The organism is Mesobacillus zeae, from assembly GCF_003570705.1.
Classification (GTDB): Bacteria; Bacillota; Bacilli; order Bacillales; family Cytobacillaceae; genus Mesobacillus_C; species Mesobacillus_C zeae.
Genome location: NZ_QWVT01000008.1, coordinates 149,860 through 172,686 on the forward strand (window position 1 = coordinate 149,860; position 22,827 = coordinate 172,686).

The 22,827-nt window shown below is 42.8% G+C and carries 26 protein-coding genes; 18 read left to right on the plus strand and 8 right to left on the minus strand.

Annotated elements, in window-relative coordinates:
- Positions 1-197: 197 nt before the first annotated feature.
- Together D1970_RS03165 and D1970_RS03170 are read left to right on the plus strand one after the other, a co-directional pair.
- On the plus strand, positions 198-1,157 hold the full coding sequence (locus D1970_RS03165) for an NAD(P)H-dependent flavin oxidoreductase (RefSeq protein ID WP_119111424.1): 960 nt from the start codon (positions 198-200) through the stop codon (positions 1,155-1,157).
- A 73-nt stretch (positions 1,158-1,230) separates the two neighbouring features.
- A complete protein-coding gene (locus D1970_RS03170) occupies positions 1,231-1,503 on the plus strand; it encodes a UPF0223 family protein (RefSeq protein WP_119111705.1) in 273 nt (90 codons plus the stop codon).
- Between the two features lie 375 nt (positions 1,504-1,878).
- Here the strand turns inward: D1970_RS03170 and D1970_RS03175 are convergent, their stop codons facing one another.
- Positions 1,879-2,499, minus strand: coding sequence for a DUF1054 domain-containing protein (locus D1970_RS03175; protein WP_119111425.1), 621 nt, complete (start codon positions 2,497-2,499; stop codon positions 1,879-1,881).
- A 162-nt stretch (positions 2,500-2,661) separates the two neighbouring features.
- Here D1970_RS03175 and D1970_RS03180 point away from each other — a divergent pair, with 162 nt between their 5' ends.
- The gene (locus D1970_RS03180; RefSeq protein WP_119111426.1) at positions 2,662-2,856 is read left to right on the plus strand and encodes a YkzI domain-containing protein; all 195 of its coding nucleotides are present in this window, start codon (positions 2,662-2,664) and stop codon (positions 2,854-2,856) included.
- A 227-nt stretch (positions 2,857-3,083) separates the two neighbouring features.
- On the plus strand, positions 3,084-3,887 hold the full coding sequence (locus D1970_RS03185) for an inositol monophosphatase family protein (protein ID WP_119111427.1): 804 nt from the start codon (positions 3,084-3,086) through the stop codon (positions 3,885-3,887).
- A gap of 68 nt (positions 3,888-3,955) precedes the next feature.
- On the opposite strand, the gene D1970_RS03190 is transcribed toward D1970_RS03185, so the two are convergent.
- Positions 3,956-4,141, minus strand: a complete 186-nt coding sequence (locus tag D1970_RS03190) for a YlaF family protein (protein ID WP_119111428.1) — start codon at positions 4,139-4,141, stop codon at positions 3,956-3,958.
- Between the two features lie 154 nt (positions 4,142-4,295).
- Here D1970_RS03190 and typA point away from each other — a divergent pair, with 154 nt between their 5' ends.
- From typA to D1970_RS03205, 3 genes are read left to right on the plus strand one after another with little or no spacing between them, the layout of a single operon-like run.
- Positions 4,296-6,131, plus strand: a complete 1,836-nt coding sequence (typA, locus tag D1970_RS03195; protein WP_119111429.1) for a translational GTPase TypA — start codon at positions 4,296-4,298, stop codon at positions 6,129-6,131.
- 20 nt (positions 6,132-6,151) lie between these two features.
- Entirely contained in the window at positions 6,152-6,466 is a 315-nt protein-coding gene (locus D1970_RS03200) for a YlaH-like family protein (RefSeq protein ID WP_119111430.1), read from the plus strand.
- A gap of 12 nt (positions 6,467-6,478) precedes the next feature.
- Positions 6,479-6,769 (plus strand): hypothetical protein, encoded by a 291-nt coding sequence (locus D1970_RS03205; RefSeq protein WP_119111431.1) that lies wholly within the window; start codon positions 6,479-6,481, stop codon positions 6,767-6,769.
- A gap of 74 nt (positions 6,770-6,843) precedes the next feature.
- Here D1970_RS03205 and D1970_RS03210 read toward each other — a convergent pair whose 3' ends face one another.
- Entirely contained in the window at positions 6,844-7,044 is a 201-nt protein-coding gene (locus D1970_RS03210) for a YlaI family protein (RefSeq protein ID WP_119111432.1), read from the minus strand.
- Between the two features lie 170 nt (positions 7,045-7,214).
- On the opposite strand from D1970_RS03210, the gene D1970_RS03215 reads away from it, so the two are divergent.
- A complete protein-coding gene (locus D1970_RS03215) occupies positions 7,215-7,670 on the plus strand; it encodes a pyridoxamine 5'-phosphate oxidase family protein (RefSeq protein WP_119111433.1) in 456 nt (151 codons plus the stop codon).
- A gap of 698 nt (positions 7,671-8,368) precedes the next feature.
- On the opposite strand, the gene D1970_RS03220 is transcribed toward D1970_RS03215, so the two are convergent.
- The gene (locus D1970_RS03220) at positions 8,369-8,950 is read right to left on the minus strand and encodes a YhcN/YlaJ family sporulation lipoprotein (protein WP_246370096.1); all 582 of its coding nucleotides are present in this window, start codon (positions 8,948-8,950) and stop codon (positions 8,369-8,371) included.
- A 167-nt stretch (positions 8,951-9,117) separates the two neighbouring features.
- Here D1970_RS03220 and D1970_RS03225 point away from each other — a divergent pair, with 167 nt between their 5' ends.
- Positions 9,118-10,458 carry a PhoH family protein gene (locus tag D1970_RS03225; protein WP_119111434.1) on the plus strand — a complete coding sequence of 447 codons (1,341 nt, stop codon included), beginning with the start codon at positions 9,118-9,120 and terminating at the stop codon, positions 10,456-10,458.
- Between the two features lie 54 nt (positions 10,459-10,512).
- Here D1970_RS03225 and D1970_RS03230 read toward each other — a convergent pair whose 3' ends face one another.
- Entirely contained in the window at positions 10,513-11,010 is a 498-nt protein-coding gene (locus D1970_RS03230) for a peptidyl-prolyl cis-trans isomerase (protein WP_119111435.1), read from the minus strand.
- Positions 11,011-11,200: 190 nt separating this feature from the next.
- On the opposite strand from D1970_RS03230, the gene D1970_RS03235 reads away from it, so the two are divergent.
- Both D1970_RS03235 and D1970_RS03240 read left to right on the plus strand, forming a co-directional pair.
- A complete protein-coding gene (locus tag D1970_RS03235; protein WP_119111436.1) occupies positions 11,201-11,482 on the plus strand; it encodes an Fpa/YlaN family protein in 282 nt (93 codons plus the stop codon).
- A 141-nt stretch (positions 11,483-11,623) separates the two neighbouring features.
- The gene (locus D1970_RS03240) at positions 11,624-12,829 is read left to right on the plus strand and encodes an FtsW/RodA/SpoVE family cell cycle protein (protein WP_119111437.1); all 1,206 of its coding nucleotides are present in this window, start codon (positions 11,624-11,626) and stop codon (positions 12,827-12,829) included.
- Between the two features lie 60 nt (positions 12,830-12,889).
- Here D1970_RS03240 and D1970_RS03245 read toward each other — a convergent pair whose 3' ends face one another.
- Positions 12,890-13,837: a COX15/CtaA family protein gene (locus tag D1970_RS03245; RefSeq protein ID WP_119111438.1), complete on the minus strand. Its 948-nt coding sequence runs from the start codon at positions 13,835-13,837 to the stop codon at positions 12,890-12,892.
- A gap of 641 nt (positions 13,838-14,478) precedes the next feature.
- On the opposite strand from D1970_RS03245, the gene cyoE reads away from it, so the two are divergent.
- From cyoE to D1970_RS03280, 7 genes are all read left to right on the plus strand, one after another.
- Positions 14,479-15,417, plus strand: coding sequence for a heme o synthase (gene cyoE, locus D1970_RS03250; RefSeq protein WP_119111439.1), 939 nt, complete (start codon positions 14,479-14,481; stop codon positions 15,415-15,417).
- 114 nt (positions 15,418-15,531) lie between these two features.
- Positions 15,532-16,599, plus strand: a complete 1,068-nt coding sequence (gene coxB, locus D1970_RS03255; protein ID WP_119111707.1) for a cytochrome c oxidase subunit II — start codon at positions 15,532-15,534, stop codon at positions 16,597-16,599.
- A 30-nt stretch (positions 16,600-16,629) separates the two neighbouring features.
- Positions 16,630-18,498: a cytochrome c oxidase subunit I gene (gene ctaD, locus D1970_RS03260; protein ID WP_119111440.1), complete on the plus strand. Its 1,869-nt coding sequence runs from the start codon at positions 16,630-16,632 to the stop codon at positions 18,496-18,498.
- On the plus strand, positions 18,498-19,127 hold the full coding sequence (locus tag D1970_RS03265) for a cytochrome (ubi)quinol oxidase subunit III (protein WP_119111441.1): 630 nt from the start codon (positions 18,498-18,500) through the stop codon (positions 19,125-19,127). Before ctaD ends, D1970_RS03265 begins: the two co-directional genes overlap by 1 nt.
- A 4-nt stretch (positions 19,128-19,131) precedes the next feature.
- Positions 19,132-19,467 (plus strand): cytochrome c oxidase subunit IVB, encoded by a 336-nt coding sequence (ctaF, locus tag D1970_RS03270; RefSeq protein ID WP_119111442.1) that lies wholly within the window; start codon positions 19,132-19,134, stop codon positions 19,465-19,467.
- A gap of 184 nt (positions 19,468-19,651) precedes the next feature.
- Entirely contained in the window at positions 19,652-20,548 is an 897-nt protein-coding gene (gene ctaG, locus D1970_RS03275; RefSeq protein ID WP_119111443.1) for a cytochrome c oxidase assembly factor CtaG, read from the plus strand.
- Between the two features lie 148 nt (positions 20,549-20,696).
- The gene (locus D1970_RS03280) at positions 20,697-21,161 is read left to right on the plus strand and encodes a DUF420 domain-containing protein (RefSeq protein WP_119111444.1); all 465 of its coding nucleotides are present in this window, start codon (positions 20,697-20,699) and stop codon (positions 21,159-21,161) included.
- Positions 21,162-21,280: 119 nt separating this feature from the next.
- On the opposite strand, the gene ytvI is transcribed toward D1970_RS03280, so the two are convergent.
- Together ytvI and D1970_RS03290 are read right to left on the minus strand one after the other, a co-directional pair.
- Positions 21,281-22,339 carry a sporulation integral membrane protein YtvI gene (gene ytvI, locus D1970_RS03285; protein WP_119111445.1) on the minus strand — a complete coding sequence of 353 codons (1,059 nt, stop codon included), beginning with the start codon at positions 22,337-22,339 and terminating at the stop codon, positions 21,281-21,283.
- A 114-nt stretch (positions 22,340-22,453) separates the two neighbouring features.
- Positions 22,454-22,813: a YugN family protein gene (locus D1970_RS03290; protein WP_119111446.1), complete on the minus strand. Its 360-nt coding sequence runs from the start codon at positions 22,811-22,813 to the stop codon at positions 22,454-22,456.
- Positions 22,814-22,827 lie beyond the last annotated feature (14 nt).

Consider the following 22,827-nt stretch of genomic DNA (forward strand, 5'->3'; position numbering starts at 1 on the left):
TTTCTTGAAGCAAGTTTTTTCTAGCAAATAAAACAAGTGAATTATAGCACTATTCATACCCATTGCAAAGAAATTTCATTACAAAATTCGCAGTCTGTTCCAGTCCCCGGGCGTCTAAGCTACCGGAAAAGGAGGAGTTGCGGGCCAGGAAGGCGAATTAGACAAATTATTGAATAATTATAAAAGGAGATGTACATATGGAGTGGGAAACAAGGGTAGCAAAACTGCTGGGGATTAAATACCCCATCATTCAGGGAGGGCTAGCCTACTTGGCTTATGCGGAACTTGCATCTGCCGTGTCCAACGCAGGGGGGCTTGGACAAATAACAGCAATGTCACTTCCAGGACCGGAAGCCTTGCGGGAAGAGATCAGGAAGCTGAAAAAAATGACGGACAAACCGTTTGGTGTGAATTTTGCAATCGGCCAGCATGGCAGGCCATTCTCTCACTTTCTGGACGTTGCAATCGAAGAAGAAGTTCCTGTCATCTCTATGACAGGCGGTAACCCTTCCCCGATTTTTGACCAGCTTAAAGGCATCAACGTGAAAAAACTTGTTCTTGTTGCAGCCAAAAGGCAGGCGGAAAAAGCGGAAGAGCTTGGTGCGGACGCTGTAATGGCTGTAGGGCACGAAGGCGGGGGACACCTTGGCAAACATGACATAGGAACAATGGTGCTTATTCCGAGTGTCGCCGATGCTGTAAGCATTCCGGTGATTGCTTCAGGCGGTATTGGAGATGGCCGGGGTCTGATGGCTGCACTCAGCCTTGGTGCAGAGGGTATTGAAATGGGAACAAGATTTATCGCGACGAAGGAATGTGTCCACGCAAATGATAAGTACAAGAACACACTTGTGAAGGGAACAGAGAGCGATACGGTTGTTATTAAGAAGACATTAGGTTCGCCGGCAAGGGCAATAGCAGGAGCTCTTACAGAGCGAATATTGCAGATCGAGAAGGCTGAGGGTGGGTATGAAGCATTAAAGGAACTCATTGGCGGAGATGCCAATAAAAAGTTTATATATGAAGGCGATGACGAAAAGGGTTTTGCATGGGCCGGGCAGGTAATGGGCTTGATCAAAGATGTACCTTCCGCTGGAGAATTAATAGAAACAATGATTAAGGAAGCGGATGAAATCAGGAAAAAGTGGTCTAAATAATGGTACAGGTTGCAACATTGAAGGAAGATGGTTACAATCAACACGTATTTTTATTTTAGAAACGGGTGAGCAAATGGAATACCAATATCCGATTGACCACACTTGGAGCACAGACGAAATCATTGATGTCGTCCGATTCTTTGAGTGCATTGAAGAGGCCTATGAAAAAGGAATCAACAGGGAAGAACTGCTGTCAGCCTATCGGCGTTTCAAAGAGATTGTCCCTGGTAAGGCTGATGAAAAGAACCTCTTGAATGAATTTGAGGAAGTGAGCGGGTACTCCTCTTACAAGACTGTAAAAGCCGCAAGGGAATCGGAAGAAAATCAACGGGTTAAAATGAAATAATAACAAACGCCTATTACACCCTTTGCTGCTGAAAAAGGTACTTTTAGCCGATTGGGCCGCGTGTTAGGAAAAGGCCGCCACTACTTAGCTAATCTTAGCTTGGTTAATGGCGGCCTTTTCGTGTTTTTGAAAGCCATGTGTTCTACTTTTTGATGAATACGGAAGATACCGCTTTTTTACTTATCGGGAAATAATCCGGCAGCCCTTCAAAGGAGCGCTGCCGGATTGTTTTTTACTTAAAGTTATTCAGTAGCTTTATTGTCTGGTTTCTTGGCGTCTGGCCAAACTGACTTTGATTGATCAGGCGATTTTGCAAGAAGAAGAAAACGAATATTTTGGGCGTTATCAATACCATTAACAAGGTATTTGCAAGGTTTATGCCATTTTATATAGGGGTAATAAAATTCTAAACACAGAATCAATCTTTTTAAGTAAAAGATCAGCATCCATTTTAACGGCTTTCTCCCGGGGGATTTGAAAGCCGCAAAGAATTTCAGCCTTTTTAACACTTTGAAGCTTGGTAAACATGGTCTGCAATTCTTCCTTCTCGATACAATCGTGGCTGACGGCTCCAGGTTTTGTATGGTCCATTGACCACACAAAGTCCCCCGGAATCATGTGGAGAATCTTTTCAGTGTTTTCTTTAAGAGTCTTGCCGTAATCGCTTTTGTTGTCAGCCTCATAGATGACGGCAAACCAAATGAAAAGATGTGTTTTCCAAAGGCCAATTTGGAAATGCGGCATCATTTTATAGCCGCGGGGATTTGCTGCAAAAGCAACCCATGTATCATTTGGAGGATTTTTTGTTCTCCTGGCATGTTTCGCGACATGCGGAAACATTTCATTACCTGTAAGTGATGAAAGTGTTGGCGAAAAGAATTGGCCAAGTTCTTCAAGCTTGGGACGGACGGTTTTCTTTAAAGCTTCCATCCGATCTTCAAGCCCATCTATTATGAATACATCGAAATCTGATTCAGTAAAACCTGTAAATGGCATTTTTGCCTACCTCCCGAATGCTTTGTCAAATATTGTAGCAAAGATGCTGGAGATAATGAAGCTTTCTGTCTCGAATGGGTGTCCGCACAAATTTGTTGCATTGGTCTCTATAGGTTCATATGATATTAAAAATTATCTGAATTTTAGAAGGAGTGTATAGATGTGAAACAGCTAATTAACACTACCAGGAAGAAAAACGTTGACCAGCAGAAGACAGCAGTTCTAAGGCTTGAAATGGACTATGAACTTGCGACATTGTTCGATGCAATGAATTTATCCGACAAAACAAAAGTGAAAGAGTGCAAACAAAAACTTGAACGTATCCGTCAGGAACTGCTACGGCTAAAAGCTCTCTAGAAAGCCAGCAGGAAAGAGACATTGAATTGTGGATAAATTAGAGGGAAAAGGGAAAATTACAAATGGGAATCAACCTTAAACGGACTCCGGTAAAGTATGATGGAGTTCGTTTGTTATTTTGCTTAAGACTGAGCTGTAAAACTTGAACGGGCTATAAAATTCCTTTAAGCTGAATTTATTATGAGCGGATAGAAATGATGAAATTGAATGGAGCGGGGGCATTGAGAATGAAAGCAGATATAACTGAAATAAACACATATGCCAAACAGTGGATCAAGGAAGCGGGAGAAAGGATAAGGGCTTCCTTTCCAAAGACTCTTGATATCCAGACGAAAACAAATGCCAATGACCTTGTAACGAATATCGATAGAGAAACGGAACAGTTTTTTATCGAAAAGATAAAAGGAACATACCCTGATCATCGAATACTGGGAGAGGAAGGCTATGGTGACAAGCTGGACGAGCTTGAAGGCGTTGTCTGGATCATTGACCCGATTGACGGGACGATAAACTTTATCCATCAGCAGCGGAATTTTGCTATTTCAATCGGCATTTATGTCGACGGAGTTGGAGAAATAGGTTTTATTTATGACGTGGTCCATGATGAATTGTACCATGCGGTAAAAGGCAAGGGTGTTCATATGAACGAAGAAAAGCTCCCTAAGCTCAAAAACAGGAAGGTATCAGAGGCCATCATTGCGCTGAATGCTACATGGATAACTGAAAACAGAAGGTTAAAGCCCGAACTGCTTGCCCCGCTTGTAAGGGCTGCAAGGGGAACAAGGTCATACGGCTCCGCTGCAATGGAGCTTGTATATGTGGCAACGGGCCGCCTGGATGCTTATATTACCCCAAGACTTGCGCCATGGGATATCGCTGCGGGAATCCTAATGGTTAAAGAACTTGGCGGGGTGGCCACGAATTTAAGAGGCGGGCCGCTCAATATGCTTGAAGAGAATTCTGTGTTTGTTGCAAGTTCTGGGCTTCATGCTGAAATTATGAAGGCTTATTTGAAAAGCGGAGAATGGTAAAATTTATTTAGTCAAAATAAAAAGGGAAGCCGGAGAACCCCGCTTCCTTTTCATTTCCATAAACGCAATTATAGTTCGCCGTTTTCCCGCATTTTTTTCTTTGTTTTAAAGCCATATCCCATTATTGCTATCAAGCCGACAATGCAAAGAAAGACACCGGTTGCACTGCTTTCAGCTATTGAAATGCCTATCCCCATCATGCAGGCTGCTGAAAGAATGGCAAATGCTAAAAAAATCCATTTAATTTGCTTCATAGGTACTTTCCTCCTTGTTTTTTTCCTGGTTTAGAAGTGGCTATAAGTAATTGTACATCAAAATGATTTTAAGTTTCTACATATATTGTGCTATAATAGTTAGGTTGTGAAAAAAGACGATCCTATTTTTAACATAAAGTCAGGAGTGACATTTTTGAAACGAAGAGAAGATATTAGGAATATTGCCATTATCGCCCACGTTGACCACGGTAAAACTACACTGGTCGACCAGCTTCTCAAACAGTCGGGAACTTTCCGCGCAAACGAGAGTGTGGAAGAGCGAGCAATGGATTCAAACGATCTTGAAAGGGAACGCGGAATAACTATTCTTGCAAAGAATACTGCGATTCAATATAAAGATACAAGGATTAACATTCTCGATACACCGGGCCACGCCGATTTTGGCGGCGAAGTAGAACGAATCATGAAAATGGTTGATGGTGTTCTGCTTGTTGTTGATGCATACGAAGGCTGCATGCCGCAAACACGTTTTGTTCTTAAGAAAGCCTTGGAGCAGCAAATTACACCAATCGTTGTCGTAAATAAAATCGACCGCGATTTTGCCCGTCCATCAGAAGTCATTGATGAAGTCTTGGATTTGTTCATTGAGCTTGGAGCGGATGAAGAGCAGCTGGAGTTTCCAGTAGTCTACGCATCAGCCATAAACGGAACGGCAAGCCTCATGCCTGAAAAACAGGATGAGAATATGCAATCCCTATATGAATCAATCATTGACCATATTCCAGCACCTGTGGACAATAGCGAAGATCCGCTTCAATTCCAGGTAGCGCTTTTGGACTATAATGATTATGTCGGCCGTATAGGAATCGGACGTGTATTCCGCGGAACGATGAAGGTTGGTCAGCAGGTAGCCTTAATGAAGCTCGATGGCACTGCAAAGCAATTCAGGGTTACAAAGATGTTCGGTTTCTTTGGACTGAAGCGTCTTGAAATTGAAGAAGCTCGTGCAGGTGACCTGATTGCCGTCTCCGGTATGGAAGCAATCAATGTCGGGGAGACTGTCTGCCCGGTCGAACACCAGGAAGCACTACCGGTATTGAGAATAGATGAACCAACTCTGCAAATGACATTCCTTGTCAATAACAGTCCTTTCGCAGGAAGGGAAGGAAAATACCTGACATCGAGGAAGATTGAAGAAAGGCTTCGCGCCCAGCTTCAAACAGATGTCAGCCTTCGGGTTGAGAATACTGACTCTCCAGATGCGTGGGTCGTTTCAGGCCGCGGAGAATTGCATCTTTCAATCCTGATTGAAAATATGCGCCGCGAAGGCTATGAACTCCAGGTTTCCAAACCTGAGGTCATTGTCAAGGTTGTAGACGGTATCCGATGTGAACCGGTTGAGCGAGTTCAAATCGATGTACCTGAGGAGCATACAGGTTCTGTTATGGAATCTATCGGTGCCCGTAAAGGTGAAATGCTTGACATGGTTAACAGTGGAAGCGGACAAGTCAGGTTGATTTTCAATGTTCCTGCCCGTGGATTAATTGGTTATACAACTGAATTCCTGACTCTTACAAGGGGATATGGAATCATCAATCATACATTTGACAGCTACCAGCCAATGCAGCCAGGACAAGTTGGCGGAAGACGCCAAGGCGTGCTTGTTTCCATGGAATCAGGCAAGGCTTCTACCTACGGTATCATGCAGGTTGAGGACCGCGGAACCATTTTTGTGGAGCCAGGTACAGAAATTTATGAGGGCATGATTGTCGGCGAGCATACACGTGAAAATGATATTACGGTCAATATCACAAAGGTTAAACAGGCAACGAACGTTCGCTCTGCCAACAAGGACCAAACATCTGTCATCAAGAAGCCGCGCCTAATGATGCTTGAAGAATCGCTTGAGTACTTGAATGAAGATGAATATTGTGAAGTGACACCTGAATCAATCAGGCTCCGTAAAAAAGTTCTCGACAAAAACGAGCGTGAACGCTCACAAAAGAAAAAGAAATTCGCTGAACAGTAGTTTAACGAGGGGGAAATGACATGGATATAAGCCAGAGACTATCCTTTTTTGCAGCTTTATACAAAGTGGATGAACAGCCAGATTTGGGCATGTGGATGCTTTATTTAACGATGATAGCCTTGTGTGTAATCGTTTATAAATTAGGGTTCGCGAAAAAGCTGCCGTTGGGGAAATCCTTGGTTATTTACCTCTTCCTTATTTTAGGATGTACTGTTCTGACTTTCCTTGGGGTCTTCCTTCCAATTGCAGAAGGTCTTGTTGTGGCCGCGCTTATTCTGATTATCTATAAGGTGCGACTCAATCAGCAAAAAAAACACGAGTTGAATGCAAAGTAGAGGTGAATGGCTTTGAGATCACTCCAGGATTCCCTGTATAATTGGCTGACCATCAAGATTGTCAGTGAGGCAAGGCCGGAAGACAGTGCTGCAAGGGAAACGGCTGAGCTATTCGAGAGTATTCTTGTTGAGGAGTATGGCGTCAAAGAACCCGAGGTAACCACTGATGAGGAAATGTACTATATTTCAGTCATGACAAAAGGGGAAACAAAGAAGTATCGGTTTCCTCGCGAACTGATTGAGGTAATGCGTGACCAGATCAGCAGCGAACCGGAAAAATACGTCAACTTTCCAGAAGAATAAACCGTTCAAAAAAGAAATAAAACCGCCTGCTATGGGCGGTTTTATTATGCATATAAAAGATAAAGACTGTATTGCTACCATTCGTCATCTTCAGCACGGGAACGGTAGAGCCTGAAGTTGCCTGTAGCCAATCTTTGTTTTGTATTGTCGGCAATTCTGTCAGTGCAAATTTGGCACATGTATGTATGAATCGGCCGGTTCCTGAGCCGCTTGGCTTCAAGCGTATCATTATCAATGGATTCAATCGTGTCGCATAGTACACATTTTACCCTCATAATTTCACCTCAATATAGTGGTTTTAACTTCGGCGGCATGTTGGCCTAATGCCTCAATGATGTTTATTATACCATTGTTTGGCTCCTTTTTCGTCCCGAAGGAAAAAACGTTTGATTTGCTCCGGAACTGGTAAAGTAGTAAGATGATGGTATTGTTAGGAGGTAGGACAATGGCAAACCAAGTTGAATTTAAACTCATAAAACCCTTGTTTGATCAATTGCAGAAAGAACGGTTTGTAACAATTGCAACCGTGGACCACGAGACTAGCGGACCTAATATCAGCGCCATTTCATGGGTATTGGCAAAGGATGAGGAAACTATTTTCTTTGCGGTAGACAACCGTTCAAGGATTGCTGAAAATATTAAAGCGAACAGCCATGCGGTTATCAATCTAATTGCGAATGAGTCGACTTATTCCATTTCAGGAAATGCAGCGATAAAGCAGGAAAGGCTGGAAGATGTTCCCCTGAAGCTTGCCCTTATTGAAATTAAAATTACTGAAGTCCGGGATGTCATGTTTTATGGGTCGAAAATTACTGCAGAGCCCCAATATGACAAGACTTACGATAAAGATGCAGCTGCCCGCCTTGATAAGCAGGTAATGGACAGCATGAAAAAAGCTTAAAGTAAGATAGACCATATACTAAAGTAGTGGACACTTATTAAATACTATAGACAATTTCGCAACATCGAATATATCAGATGGAAAACGCCCTTTTTGGGCGTTTTTTTTATTGATTTAAGGAATTAGGCTACGTCTATGTATGGGATTTCACTCGAACTATTTTAATTATTTTTATGAATATATAATACAGACCTTTATTAATAAGGAGTAGCAATTATTGAATGGACCTATTTTCAGAGTTTCTGTTATGCCGGGTTGGTTGTCCATTCGTTTTTACTATTTTAAGCATATGTAACCGCTAAACTAGAGAGAGAAATGGCGAATCGAAAACGAGTGAATTGCTCTTCGCCTGAATATTTAAATCCCAATCAATATATAGGTGCTGGTTTAGGTGAAAATGTTAATTTTAGTTGGCGGGAATAGCGTTGAATCATACAGGGTTGTTTTCGATTGTCCTTTTGATTATCTTCATCCACGTTATTTCACATTTGAGTTAAACTATTTTCTAGGAACTAACATATGTTGCTGCCGTTGCTGAAATCAATCATAAGGAAAAACCATGATGTTCTGCTTACTGAGGGACATCATGGTTTTTTATTCTGAAAAACATTGCATGGACGAGAAATTCATTACCATGTGTAACTGCATTTAAAAATGCTTTATATTTTATAAAGGTTTTGTTGCTTGACATAGAATCGTTAGTCTTTGTAATGGTTTGATTGTTCCTGCTGATCCTGTTCCAGGCGGCGGTCATCTTTATTATTCATTTTTTTCTTCGGTTCTTCTGTACCGCTTTTTGGATGAGGATCGATCATATCTGCTGGAACCTCCGGCATGACCCTCCCGGTGATATCGGATAACTCATTCATGATTCCCTGTCCAGGGCGCCCCTGACGAATGTCTTCAGCTACTTCCTTGAGCCTTGCATTTAGATCAGGGTCTGCGATAATCATTGCATTTGCTCCATTTGGGTCATCTTTGAGGCTTTCCGCTACAGAATATTTAAGTACCCCGGCTTCAGAGCGCTCCAAATTGGCATCAAGGTCAATTCCTACAATGGCATAGCGCCCGATGACAACGGCTGTAGCACCCTTGACCCCCGGGACGCTTTCTGCAAGGTTTTCAAGATGCCGTGATATAGTTTTCCCTTCTTCCCGGGTGACATTGTCAAATGTACTGTTTTTCACTTGAATAAGCTTGTCTTTTCCGGATTCAGAGTCCTGTCCGCTATTGCATCCCGCAATCAGGGCCATCAAAAGGATGGCGAAAGTTCTTTTCAAGTTTTTCCACCTCCAATAATTGACACACTTTTCCTCTGAAATTGCTTCATACATGCTATTGTGCAAAAAACCTTCTATCTTTATTCAGCAAAACATATATTTTACCAAAGTCCCAGCCGGGCTCGAAAAAGGCGATGCCTGAAAAAGATCACTAGGCAGGAGGCGTCATGTTGGAAAAAATTTATGTACTAGATACGAACGTCCTGTTGCAGGACCCCCATTCCATCTTTTCATTTCAGGATAACGAGGTAGTCATTCCGGCTGTTGTCCTCGAGGAAGTGGACTCGAAGAAACGCTATATGGATGAAATAGGTCGGAACGCAAGACAGGTTTCTAGGCTGATTGACAGTCTACGGGAAACGGGCAAACTGCATGAACCAATCCCTCTGGATCACGGAGGTACTTTAAGAATTGAGCTGAATCATCGTTCATTCCATCAACTACAGGAAATTTTCGTAGAGAAGACGAATGATAACCGCATTCTCGCCGTAGCCAAGAACCTTTCCCTTGAGGAACAGACAAAGGAGGATGGCCGGAAAGTGATCCTAGTAAGCAAGGATGCACTTGTGCGCGTGAAAGCGGATGCCATCGGCCTGACAGCCGAGGATTTCCTAAGCGACCGGGTTGTGGAAATGGATCATCTGTATACTGGCTTTGAAGAAGTATATACAGGATCAGCTATTGTTAAGCAGTTTTATGAAAAAGGTGAAATTGATACAGATAAATTTGGCGGACAGGCATTTTATCCGAATCAGTTTTTAGTCATTAAAAGTCTGGACGGGAATTCAGGGTCCGCTGTAGGCATGGTTGATAAGAATATGAAAAAAATAAAAAAAATGGTCTTTGAGCAGGATGGAAAGCCTGTTTGGGGGGTAAAGGCAAGGAATGTGCAGCAAATCATGGCATTGGAATTGCTGTTAAGGCCTGACGTGCCTCTGGTGACATTGATTGGACGCGCAGGTACGGGGAAGACCTTGCTGGCCTTGGTGGCGGGGCTTTTCCAGACAGAGGATCTTGGACAGTATAAGAAGCTGCTTGTGGCACGTCCTATTGTCCCTGTGGGAAAAGATCTAGGTTTCCTTCCGGGAGAAAAAGAGGAAAAGCTTCGTCCGTGGATGCAGCCGATATTTGATAATCTGGAGTATTTGTTCAATGCGAAGAAGCCAGGGGAACTAGATGCCATCCTTGCGGGAATGGGTTCAATAGAAGTAGAGGCACTGACCTATATCAGGGGCAGAAGCATTCCGGATCAGTTTATCATCATTGATGAGGCCCAAAACCTGACAAAGCACGAAATAAAGACCATTCTTACCCGCGTTGGGGAAAGAAGTAAAATAGTGCTCATGGGAGATCCGGAGCAAATTGACCATCCTTACCTTGATGCCTACAACAACGGGCTTACATATGTTGTTGAAAAGTTTAAGGGAGAGACAATTTCCGGGCATGTCAAACTGGTGAAAGGTGAAAGGTCAGCGCTTGCCCAGCTTGCAGCTGATATCCTGATATAAAGCAAGGGCCTGCTGTTGCAGGCCCTTGCTAACTTGGCTTGTCTTATATTAGCTTTATTCCACTCTAAACTCTTTTACCTTTGTAATGGGTTCTTCCTTATTGGACCCATCTCCAAAATACACGTGTACAGGGCCGTCTTCCAGCAAAGGCTTACCGGATTTTGAAAAACCAAGAATCAGTTCTTCTGCTTTTGCGAGCGGGATAGCTGTCTCTCCATTTTCGTATACGATGAGAAGCTTTTCAGCATCTTCCGCTGGAGATGCATTGCGTAAAAATGGCCCAAAAGGTATGCCGAATGTCCCGTTTAGAATCTTTTGCTTTTCATATTTTCGTTCGCTTTTCAGAGTGGGAGGCTGGATAGATCCTTCCATGATTTCTCTATCCCAGTGTTTTGAGATACTCTTCGTATATTCCTCGAGCTCGTTATATTTTCCTGAAGCATCAAGAAAATAGGTTTCAAGATCGACTTTTCTATCATCAAAAATCCAAACTCCCGAGTCAAGAGTAATCCTGTATTTCACATTGCCTCCGACAGGAATAATCGTGTCCATAAAATCCCTCCTGGCCTTGTATTTATATTAATCCTTTCCAAGTATATCTTTAATAGCACTAAAAGTCATTCAGCGCTGCTTTGTATCCATTGCGAAAATAACGCTGTCCTTAATACTCTTGCATTTTTTTCTCCCAAACGGTAAAATTTAAAGATAGGATCGGGTTATGCTCGGAAACGGGGGGATTCAGTTGGCGTCCGATATGATTGTCAATCATCAGGAAAAAGCCCACGCCTTATTGAAGGCTGACGCTGATAAAATATTAAGGCTGATCAAAGTGCAAATGGATAATCTCACTATGCCTCAGTGCCCTCTTTATGAAGAGGTCTTGGATACGCAGATGTTTGGGCTGTCCAGAGAAATAGATTTTGCAGCAAGGCTTGGCTTAATCGAAGAAGGGGCTGGGAAAGAAATTCTTGACAAGCTCGAAAGAGAGCTCTCCACCCTTCATGAAGCTTCACAAAGAAAATAATCGCTAAAAAAACCTGAACAGCCTGAAACCTGTTTGGGTTTTTTTGTCAGACTTGCGTCCGTGAAATTTTCCTGAAGGTTTGAAGGAAATAACAGCTTTGAATAGAATACATACAACAACTTAGAAAATGGGGAAGAGACTATGCTAAAAAAAATTTTAAGATCGTACGATTATTCGCTGATCATTGTGATGGTGCTTTTGTCCCTGTTTGGGCTGATCATGATATACAGCGCCAGCATGGTGACGGCAGTCCAGCGGTATGACTATCCAAGCGATTTTTTCTATCAAAAACAAAAATTGCATATACTGGTAGCTGGTTTTGTATTTTGTATAGCAGCTATTTTTCCATATAAGGCGATGAAAAGCACGAAATTTCTCTTACCCATGGTCATTATCATTATTGGGGGGCTGTTAGCATTATTCCTGTTCGGAAAAGTGGCGGGTAACGCTCTCAGTTGGATTGAAGTAGGGACAAGGAGCATTCAGCCTTCCGAGTTTGCCAAATTGAGTGTAATTATTTACTTAAGTGCAATATTTGCCAAAAGGCAAGCGCACATCAACGAATTCGATAAGGGACTCACACCGCCGCTAGTGTACCTTGGCTTAATTTGCCTCCTTGTCGCCATCCAGCCGGATTTCGGGACGGCCATCATTATCGGAGCAATAGGCGGAACCATTTTCCTTTCGTCTGGCGTCAATCGAAAGATTCTTCTGTTGCTTTTTTGTGGACTTCTTGTAGTTCTGTTAATGGTTTCCATCGTTTTTAAAGACGAAATTTATTCCGAAACAAGGCAAGATCGCTTTACCTCGTACAGCGACCCTTTTGCCGATGAAAAAGATTCCGGCTACCACCTAGCAAACTCTTATTATGCCATTGGTTCAGGGGGGATTAAGGGGCTGGGATTGGGACAAAGTGTCCAAAAATTGGGATATCTTCCCGAACCTCACACTGACTTTATCATTTCTGTCATTTCAGAGGAACTAGGCATATTTGGGGTTGGTTTTGTCCTATTATCCCTTTCCTATATCGTCTTAAAGGGAATCTATATCGGACTAAAATGCAGGGATCCTTTTGGAAGTCTTTTGGCTATTGGGATTTCAAGCATGATTGGAATTCAGTCGTTCATTAATCTCGGCGGGGCTTCAGGAGTTATCCCGCTGACCGGTGTTCCACTTCCATTCGTCAGTTATGGAGGTTCTTCACTCCTTCAGTTATCCCTTGCTATGGGAATCCTTGTGAATGTATCGATGTTTGTGAACTTTGAAGAAAAATATAAAGACAAAATACAGCAACAGCAGAGAAAACCAAGTAAACAAGTGTCTTTTCAATCAGGCAGGGGACTGTAGGACCGATACAATTCATTAATAGAGAATAAAAGGCTGCCGTCATTGACGGCAGCCTTTTGCTTATAGCTGGTGTTTATGTTCTTGCGACATATCCGCGAGATTTACTTCGTTTTTTTTGCTCCGTGAGACAAGCAGTACCATATAGCTCAGCACGCCGAACAGACAGGCGATGAAAAAGGCATGGGCTAAGGCAATATAAAGATTAAGCCTTGAGTAAATAATTAATGCACCTGCGAGAACCTGAAGGGTTACAAGAATCATTGATACAATCCAATTCCAAAGGAGCACCTTTTCATGTCGATAATGTTTTAATGCTATCCAAGTAACGTAGGCGATCCATAGGAAAATGATCCCCGCAGCCGCGCGGTGCCCCATTTGAACCCATTCGTACATATTCCCGGGCAGCCCTGGTGCCGAATTGGTGCACAGCGGCCAATCTTTGCATACGAGGCTTGCGTTTGTATGCCTTACGAGCGCCCCAGTGTACACAACAAGATAGGTGTATACTGTCAGGCCGACAATATGAAACCGCATCCTCCGGTCTATAATCATTTTTTCAGCTTCAAACTTCTTGTCGACTTCAAAAATGAGGAGAGTAAGCAGAAACACTGCTGCAAAAGAGATGAGCGATATTCCGAAATGAAGGGCAAGGACAAAATCCGATTGCCCCCATTTTACAGCTGCAGCTCCGATGAGCGCCTGAAGCATTAAAAAGAAAAACGAAAGGATGGAAAGAAATTTCGTTTCCCTGATATGGCCGATAGCCCGCCATGACATAATGGAAAGTGCAAGTACCAGGAGGCCGACAGACCCTGATACGAGGCGGTGCGCCAGTTCAATTACAAGTTCAGGCGTAATTTCTTCAGGAACCAGCTGACCGTGGCAAAGCGGCCAGGAGCGTCCGCATCCCATCCCTGATGCGGTTTTTGTAACCAATGCACCGCCAATCAATACAAAGAGCATGCCGATCGTAGTAATGACTGCCAGCCATTTTAATGAGCGATTCATAATGTCACCTGCTTATCGAAAAGTTCGATTATTTGTCTAATCGATATCTTGACATGTATAATGAAAGATATCGTGTGAAAATATTAAATTCCGTTCTATCATATCCGATTTTAGAAAAAAAGGACAGGAAACTGACTTCCGCCAACTATTACATCCCTTCATTCAACCTTTCCATATATATAACATATCACTATCTGAATATAAATCGAATCAAAAAAGTTGAAACGAGCTTAAGTGTCTGCTAGAAATATAGGTGGGGAATGATTGGAAAATGTTTGAAGCCTAGGAAAAAGTGAAATGGAATAGCAATATTTTTTTTGCTTAAAGGTAAAGAAGACAGGTTTTTTACAAAGGTTGGACCAAATTGAAATCCCTCCCATTGGGCTTGTCAGCCTTGTTTTAATGCACTTCTGACGTCTTTGTACATAATTTCATCACAATTTGTTCAAAAAATATTCACAAAAGCAAATCAAAGTATGATTTAATATAAATCAGGAATGTTTATTTTTCTACGCAAACATTTAACAGCTTATTTATGTTGAAAATAGTGAAAAACAATCGGAGTTTGGCCATCTCTATTTTGTCCTTTAGACATGTCAGAGAGTGGTCGAATGATGGGGTAAGATAAAGGAGGAAAAGAGATGTCGGATCCTAAGGCTTTTACGGAAGCCGCACTTGAGACGAATCAGCCGGGCATTCACCCGGGCATTGGTCAAAACACTGCCCTAAAAGATTTTATGGCACTCATCAAAATTGGAATTGTAAATTCAAATGCCATAACGACTTTTACCGGCCTTTGGCTAGCCATCCATTTTAGCGGCGGCCGTTTTCTGGAAAACCTTGATATTGTGTTCTTGACACTCATCGGTTCATCTCTCATTATTGCTGGCTCTTGCAGCCTGAATAACTTTATTGACCGGGATATTGACCATTTAATGGAACGCACTAAAGGACGACCTACAGTAACCGGTAAGGTTGAGCCGGGAAAGGTGATGCTGCTTGGAATCATGCTGGTTGCCATCGGAACCGCGCTTCTTTTTATGACAACGGTTACGGCCGGGGTGATTGGTCTTCTCGGGGTTTTCACTTATGTTGTCCTGTATTCCATGTGGTCTAAACGCCTCTATGTATCAAACACAATTGTCGGAAGCATATCCGGTGCTGTGCCGCCTTTAATTGGCTGGGCTGCTGTAGACGGCAATCTCAGCATGATGGCTTGGACATTGTTTCTGATTATGTTTGTCTGGCAGCCTCCGCATTTTTATGCTTTGGCGATGAGGCGGGTCGAGGAGTACCGCGCTGCTGGTATCCCAATGCTTCCGGTTGTTAAAGGATTCAAATCAACCAAAAGGTCGATTGTCATGTGGGTAGCGGGACTGCTTCCGCTGCCGTTCTTGCTGCCTTCACTTGGTGTTCCGTTTATGATTCTCGCTACTGTCCTGAATGTCGGCTGGCTGGCCATGAGTTTATGGGGATTCAAGAGCGGTGATGATATCAAGTGGGCAACACGCATGTTTGTTTATTCTCTACAATACTTGACGATCTTATTTGTTGCTATGGTAATTGTCACAGTATTTTAATGTAAGTTCTAACCTCTGTTAGGAAATTCTTTCTTTCATAGAATGAAAGAATTTATCCATTATATTTTTTTAACATTACAAGAATTCTTTACGAAAGAGGGGTTTTTAAAAGCTATGAAACGGCTTGCGAACTGGCGTCTGCTATTTATGTTTGCGGTTATGTCTCTATTGACGGGCTGCGGCGAAAATTATTTGTCTGCACTAAAGCCTGCTGGAGAGGTTGCGCAAATCCAGTATGACCTGATGAAGCTAAGCACGGCGATTATGGTGGGAGTAATTGCAGTTGTGACGGTCATCTTTATTATTGTGGTATTTCGATTCCGCCGGAAGAGCGATGATGAAATGCCAAAACAGGTAGAAGGAAGCCATACACTGGAAATCCTTTGGACGGTTATCCCGATCCTGCTTTTACTAGTACTTGCAGTTCCAACGGTGGCAGCAACCTTTAAGCTTGCTGATGTTTCTCCGATGGACAAAAAAGATAAGAACGGCAAATCAGAGGCGCTTGTCATAAACGTCCGCTCCAATCTTTACTGGTGGGAGTTTGAGTATCCAGACGAGAAAATTGTTACAAGTCAGGATCTTGTCGTGCCGACGGATGAAAAGGTTTACTTCACGCTGAAGGCATCAGATGTAAAGCACTCCTTCTGGATTCCGGCAGCTGGCGGTAAGATGGATACTAATACAGATAACATCAATAAATTCTGGCTTAAATTCGATTCGAAATCGGCAGAAGAAGCAGAAAATGTTTTCTATGGTAAATGTGCCGAGCTTTGCGGTCCTTCCCATGCTCTTATGGACTTTAAGGTAAAGACTTTGCCGCGTGCTGAGTTCGATCGGTGGGTCAAAGACATGCAGAATGTTAAGAAACCAGCTAAACCAGAAACAGCAACTGCACAGCAGGGACAGGAAGTTTTCAACAAAAGCTGTATCGGCTGCCATGCAGTCACACCAGCAAACACTACTCCTGAAAAAGCACGGGTAGGTCCTAACCTTTCTAACTTCGGCGAGCGTGAACGCGTGGCCGGTATCCTTGAACATAACAAGGATAATGTGAAGAAATGGATTAAGGATCCTGAATCCTATAAACCGGGAAATAAAATGACCGGTAAGTACAATTTAACTGACGATGAAATCGATGCTGTTTCTGAATACTTAATGGGCCTCAAGGTCCAGGAATAACGGGGAATAGTTGGAAAGGGAGGTAAAACTGTGAGTACCTACGCTCAAAAGAAGGGATTTGGCGCGACTATATGGGATTACATGACTACAGTCGACCATAAAAAAATCGCGATCCTTTATTTGATAGCTGGAGGGATTTTCTTTATCCTTGGCGGATTGGAAGCAATGTTCATCCGTATCCAGCTGGCAGTGCCTGATAATAATTTTGTAAGTGCTGGACTTTATAACGAAATACTGACAATGCACGGTACAACGATGATTTTCCTTGCCGCGATGCCATTGCTGTTTGCATTTATGAATGCAATCATGCCTTTGCAAATCGGGGCACGTGACGTTGCATTTCCATTTTTAAACTCACTTGGATTTTGGCTGTTTTTCTTCGGAGGCCTTTTCCTGAATCTTTCATGGTTCCTTGGCGGAGCACCTGATGCAGGCTGGACTTCATATGCATCACTTTCACTGGATTCGGCTGGCCACGGGATTGACTTTTATGCACTCGGGCTGCAAATATCTGGTGCAGGAACGCTGATTGGAGGGATTAACTTCCTCGTTACCATCATCAATATGCGTGCACCTGGAATGACCTATATGCGTATGCCTTTGTTCACATGGTCAACATTCGTGGCATCCGCATTGATTCTGTTTGCTTTCCCTCCATTGACAATTGGATTGTTCTTCATGATTTTTGACAGGATGTTTGGATCCAATTTCTTTGATCCGGCTATGGGAGGAAATACTGTTCTTTGGGAGCATTTATTCTGGATTTTCGGTCATCCGGAAGTTTATATCCTGATTCTCCCGGCATTTGGTATTTTCTCAGAGATATTTGCAACTTTCTCAAGGAAGCGGCTGTTCGGATATTCTTCAATGGTTTTCGCAACCGTTTTGATTGGTTTCCTTGGATTCATGGTTTGGGCTCACCATATGTTCACTACAGGAATGGGTCCAATTGCCAACGCCATCTTTGCGGTAGCTACAATGGCGATTGCCGTTCCAACTGGTATCAAGATTTTTAACTGGCTGTTCACGATGTGGGGCGGAAGCATAAAATTCACTACTCCTATGCTTTGGGCAGTAGCATTTATTCCATCCTTTGTTGCAGGCGGTGTAACTGGTGTCATGCTTGCGACTGCTGCAGCGGATTACCAGTACCATGACAGCTATTTTGTTGTAGCTCACTTCCATTATGTTATTGTTGGCGGTGTGGTCTTTGCCCTATTGGCAGGTACGCATTTCTACTGGCCGAAAATGTTTGGAACGATGCTGAATGAATTTTTGGGTAAAATAACCTTCTGGCTGTTTTTAATCGGATTCCATTTAACATTCTTTATCCAGCATTTCTTGGGATTAATGGGGATGCCAAGACGTATCTTCACATTCCTTCCTGACCAGGGCTTGGAAACAGGCAACCTGATCAGTACAGTCGGCGCAGTATTAATGGCTGTTGCTGTCATTGTTCTCTTGATCAACATTGTTATTACCAGCGTTAAAAATGAAAGAGTCGGGAACGATCCTTGGGAAGATGGACGTACACTTGAGTGGTCAATTCCTTCTCCGCCGCCGTTCTACAACTTTAAGCAGCTTCCGCTTGTCCGCGGACTTGATGCATACTGGCTTGAAAAGGTAGAGGGCAAGAAAGGCATGACGCCTGCAGAACCGCTTGGCGATATCCATATGCCGAATAACTCTATCCTTCCGGTCGTTATGTCACTTGGCCTGTTTATAGCAGCATTTGGTGCGATGTACCGCACTGAGCATGCATGGGGACTGCCTGTATTGATTGGCGGAATGCTGATTACACTTCTAGCTATGTTTGCGCGTTCTGTTAAAGATGACCATGGGTTCCATATTCATAAAGAAGATTTAGAGAATGACGATGATAAGGGGGGTAAGGCATAATGCAAGCGGAAGAAAAATTCACTTATGAAACTTGGCCTGCTTCGCCTGAAAAAGCTACCCTCGAAGCCAAAAACAAGTTTTTAGGCTTCTGGCTGTTCCTTGGCGGAGAGACAGTCCTGTTTGCATCGCTCTTCGCGACATACCTGGCGCTGAAAGATAAAGTGCCGAATGCTGAACAAGCTCTTGCAAAGGACCTGTTCGAACTGCCGCTAGTTTTTGTTATGACAATGCTACTTTTGACAAGTTCATTGACGAGCGTTTATGCGATGTATCACATGAAAAACTACGATTTCAAAAAAATGCAGTTATGGCTTGGAATCACAGTCCTTCTGGGCTTGTCATTCCTTGGGTTTGAAATTTATGAATTCAATCATTACGTCCATGAGTTCCATCATACTTTTTCGAGCAGTGCGTTTGGTTCAGCCTTCTATACACTTGTCGGATTTCATGGGGCACACGTAGCATTAGGCCTACTATGGATCACTACGCTTATGGTAAGGAATGCGAAACGTGGACTCAGCCTTTACAATGCTCCTAAATTCTATTTAGCCAGCCTGTATTGGCATTTCATTGATGTAGTTTGGGTATTCATCTTTACGGTTGTATATTTAATGGGAATGGTGGGATAAACTGATGGCAAATCAACAACCAACTTCAGGAAACCCAAGAGTCGATATCGAATATCGGCGCAAAAAAAGCGCGGAGGAAATGAGGTACCAGGTCATCACTTTTGCACTGATGATTTTCCTGACCCTGGTTTCCTTTGTGGCCGTAGGCTATGGAGAATTCTCCGGATGGTTCATTGTACCATTCATTCTCCTTCTTGCCGTTGTTCAGGTTATCTTCCAGTTGTATTATTTCATGCATATGAGCCATAAAGGCCATGAAGCTCCGCAGATTTTCCTATACTCGGGTGCATTCATCGGGGCTGCTACGGTCCTGGCATTCATGACTGTTATATGGTGGTAACTCATTGAAAAAAATCGGCTTTCCATGCCGGTTTTTTTCTTTGGTCATATTTTATATGCTGAAAAGAAAGTCTGCTATATAGATATAGGATATGGTGAGGCGAAAGCAGTTTCATTGCGGCGGTAAAATGCCCAAGGTATAATGGGGATATAGTTTTGCAATTATATATGGGGTGATGGTTTATATGTTTTCGCTGGAAATGTTCGGTTTTCGCGCTCTTTGGAGCCCCTATTACTTTCTGGTGCTTGCTGCAATTCTAGCTGGCTATTATTTAATCGGCTATAAATATTTTTCGAGGTTCAATGGTGAAAAGACGACACCTCTGCAAGCTGTTTTTTTTACGGCGGGTATGGTTCTTCTTTATATCATTAAAGGATCTCCGCTTGATTTGCTGGGCCATATTGCTTTCTATGCACATATGATTCAAATGGCGTTCTTATATCTGGTCATTCCGCCGCTTTTCATTTTTGGCATTCCGCACTGGATATGGAGAAGAGTCTTGAATCTTCGGGTCATCAAGCCGGTATTTACATTCCTTACAAAGCCGCTCATCGCTTTGATTGTTTTTAATGGAATGTTTTCTTTCTACCATATTCCGCTCGTGTTTGATGTTATCAAGACGAATATGTGGTACCATGCGGGCTATACTTCGATTCTTTTTGTCTTTGCCGTTGCCATGTGGTGGCCGCTTATCAATGAGCTTGACGAGTATAAAACTCTGACTGGAATCAAGAAAGTAGGCTATATTTTTGCGGATGGTATCTTGATTACACCAGCATGTGCCCTAATTATTTTTGCGGATGGTCCAATGTACGCAACATTTTCCGACCCTCGTGCCTGGGCACAGGCATTGGAGCTTTGTGTGCCTGCTGCTACCTTGTCATCGCTGAACTTAAGCGGTCCCGAGATGTTCAGCTCGCTTTCACTTCTGGATGACCAGCAGCTCGGCGGTGTTCTTATGAAAATTATCCAGGAAATTGTTTATGGGATTTTTCTTGCACATACATTCTTCAGCTGGTACCGTTCGGAACAAAAGATTGATGCCATGCCGGTTAACAATGAACCGAGACCGGCCGAATAGCAAGACTTGCAAGCATCCATGGAGGCATCGTAAAAGGCTTTCCTTCTTTGAAAGGAAAGCCTTTTTACCTGCAGCTCAAAGATTGAAAAAAACGTAATGGTCTAATACAATGAATCTGGGGAGAAAAAAGAGAGAGAGGTATTTGAAAATGAACGATTTGCCAATCCTTCCAACGATCAGTACTACATTTATCGTATTAAGTGCAATCTGTGTTGCTATTGGGTGGGTCCTAATTGCCCAAAGGAAAATTGAGGCCCATAAAAAAACAATGATTACGGCAGCCATCTTCGCGATTATATTCTTTGTGATTTACGCCACCAGGACTGTTTTTATTGGTAATACAGCATTTGGCGGGCCGGATGATATTAAAATCTATTATACTGTTTTTCTGATCTTCCACATTACTCTAGCAACAGTAGGTGCAGTAATGGGAATTCTGTCGCTATTCAGCGGGTTTAAAAACAACCTTGAAAGACATCGAAAGCTCGGCCCATTTACAAGTATAATCTGGTTTTTCACAGGAATCACCGGACTGGCAGTCTACTTGCTTCTCTATGTATTCTATAAAGGTGGGGAGACAACATCTGTCATAAAAGCAATCCTCGGCGGTTGATAATTGATAAGTTATGATTGAGTAAAATAAAGCTGCACAAGCGGTGCAGCTTTATTTTTTTTGGAAAAAGCTGAAGAGTCTGCCGACAAAAAAAGCCGGTCATGCCTATGCATGACCGGTTAAATTTTGAAGTTGGCTTTAATGAGCCCCGCTTCCTTTGCTGTATTGAAAATAATAAGAATCATAGGGCCAATGAGGAAGCCCCACAACCCCAGAACTTTTATTCCAAGGTACATAGTGACAAGCGTCGACAAGGCCGACAGTCCGATTTGTGTCCCCATCAATTTAGGTTTCACGGTTCTTCTGATAATCAGGAGGACGGCTGCAAGGATGGCAAGCTTGATTCCAAGAGCCAGGTTGCCAGCAAGCAGGTGGAACAAGGCCCATGGACCGAGGATGATGATTGAACCAATTACTGGAATGAAGTCAATGGCCCAAATAACTACAGAAATAAAAAATGCTGTTTTTGGAACAATGAATGAAAGGCTCATAAACGATACTGCAAATATAATCAGGCTAACCAAAAACTGTGCTTTGATAAAACCGAATAAAACATAGGATAAGCGTGAAGAAATGAAGTTAACCTTCTCAGCCGTCCTTTCGTGCAGATGCCTGTAGACGCTCTTGCGAAGCCTAGGCAAGTCCAGAAGAAACAAAAATAAGGCAATTAAATAAACTAGAAAACTGATTAAGTAAGAAGGAATATTCGTAAGCAAAACCTTTATGTTATTAATATTAAGATAGGCGAGCAAATCGTTACTGGCTGTGGCAAGAAACTCATCTGTCCGTCTGCTGATTTCCAAGACCACCTCATCTGGAAGTTCTTTTGCCGCGTTAATGAATCTGTCCTGGATATCAAACCATACCGTTGTAATGTCATTGATATATCTTGGCGCATTATTAATGATATTGATTGATTCGGCGATAAGCCTTGTCGTAAGAAACGACCCCGCCGCACCAAATATAACTACAAATGAAATGAAAACAATCAATACGGAGCTTTTCCGTTTTAGGCTGAATCTGTTTTGGAGAAACCCGACAGCTGGTTCCAAAATGATTGCACTGATTAATGCAACGGTAAGGGGGACGGATACCGGAAGGATAATGTATATGAATAGAATTGAGGCAATAATCCAGCCTGCAAGGTATAAATTTTTTTTTGTAAGTATTTTTTTCAAGCGACGCTTCTCCTTTCAAAAGTGTGTCCGGGGACAGGGGAAATCAGATGCGGTAATAGCGATAAAGTACTGGCTGGGTAAGGGAAAAGGCGCATGAAACCATGCGCCTTAAACTTACAGTGCGTATTTTTCCACTTCCGCCTTAATGGAGGAGAGAAGTTTTTCGCATTGGCTTACCAATGATTTCGGAAAGTTTTCTCCTTCTCCATATTCCACTCCATGAGGATAATAGTGCTTCCCAAGAAGCGGATCAATCAACTGGATGATGGCGTGCTGTGAGTCTACTTCTCCCTCTGTTGCATACCCCTGAACGCGAAGGTAGAAAGTGCCTTCCTTCAATTCAAATTTCCGGTCATATGTAACCCGGTCATAATCCCATTGTCCTTCCCGTACCAAACCGTGGTCAAGCATTGTTTCATCAAGCCGGTTTAATTCGGCTTTTAAGTTCTCCAAACCGGTTTTCTCAAATCTCATCCTTACCCCTCCTA

Bases quoted from the DNA above. Each gene is read 5' to 3' on its own strand.
- D1970_RS03165 (WP_119111424.1), top strand. From the start codon at position 198: ATGGAGTGGGAAACAAGGGTAGCAAAACTGCTGGGGATTAAATACCCC.
- D1970_RS03170 (WP_119111705.1), top strand. From the start codon at position 1,231: ATGGAATACCAATATCCGATTGACCACACTTGGAGCACAGACGAAATC.
- D1970_RS03175 (WP_119111425.1), bottom strand. From the start codon at position 2,499: ATGCCATTTACAGGTTTTACTGAATCAGATTTCGATGTATTCATAATA.
- D1970_RS03185 (WP_119111427.1), top strand. From the start codon at position 3,084: ATGAAAGCAGATATAACTGAAATAAACACATATGCCAAACAGTGGATC.
- D1970_RS03190 (WP_119111428.1), bottom strand. From the start codon at position 4,141: ATGAAGCAAATTAAATGGATTTTTTTAGCATTTGCCATTCTTTCAGCA.
- D1970_RS03200 (WP_119111430.1), top strand. From the start codon at position 6,152: ATGGATATAAGCCAGAGACTATCCTTTTTTGCAGCTTTATACAAAGTG.
- D1970_RS03210 (WP_119111432.1), bottom strand. From the start codon at position 7,044: ATGAGGGTAAAATGTGTACTATGCGACACGATTGAATCCATTGATAAT.
- D1970_RS03215 (WP_119111433.1), top strand. From the start codon at position 7,215: ATGGCAAACCAAGTTGAATTTAAACTCATAAAACCCTTGTTTGATCAA.
- D1970_RS03225 (WP_119111434.1), top strand. From the start codon at position 9,118: ATGTTGGAAAAAATTTATGTACTAGATACGAACGTCCTGTTGCAGGAC.
- D1970_RS03230 (WP_119111435.1), bottom strand. From the start codon at position 11,010: ATGGACACGATTATTCCTGTCGGAGGCAATGTGAAATACAGGATTACT.
- D1970_RS03240 (WP_119111437.1), top strand. From the start codon at position 11,624: ATGCTAAAAAAAATTTTAAGATCGTACGATTATTCGCTGATCATTGTG.
- D1970_RS03245 (WP_119111438.1), bottom strand. From the start codon at position 13,837: ATGAATCGCTCATTAAAATGGCTGGCAGTCATTACTACGATCGGCATG.
- cyoE (WP_119111439.1), top strand. From the start codon at position 14,479: ATGTCGGATCCTAAGGCTTTTACGGAAGCCGCACTTGAGACGAATCAG.
- coxB (WP_119111707.1), top strand. From the start codon at position 15,532: ATGAAACGGCTTGCGAACTGGCGTCTGCTATTTATGTTTGCGGTTATG.
- D1970_RS03265 (WP_119111441.1), top strand. From the start codon at position 18,498: ATGCAAGCGGAAGAAAAATTCACTTATGAAACTTGGCCTGCTTCGCCT.
- ctaF (WP_119111442.1), top strand. From the start codon at position 19,132: ATGGCAAATCAACAACCAACTTCAGGAAACCCAAGAGTCGATATCGAA.
- ctaG (WP_119111443.1), top strand. From the start codon at position 19,652: ATGTTTTCGCTGGAAATGTTCGGTTTTCGCGCTCTTTGGAGCCCCTAT.
- D1970_RS03280 (WP_119111444.1), top strand. From the start codon at position 20,697: ATGAACGATTTGCCAATCCTTCCAACGATCAGTACTACATTTATCGTA.
- D1970_RS03290 (WP_119111446.1), bottom strand. From the start codon at position 22,813: ATGAGATTTGAGAAAACCGGTTTGGAGAACTTAAAAGCCGAATTAAAC.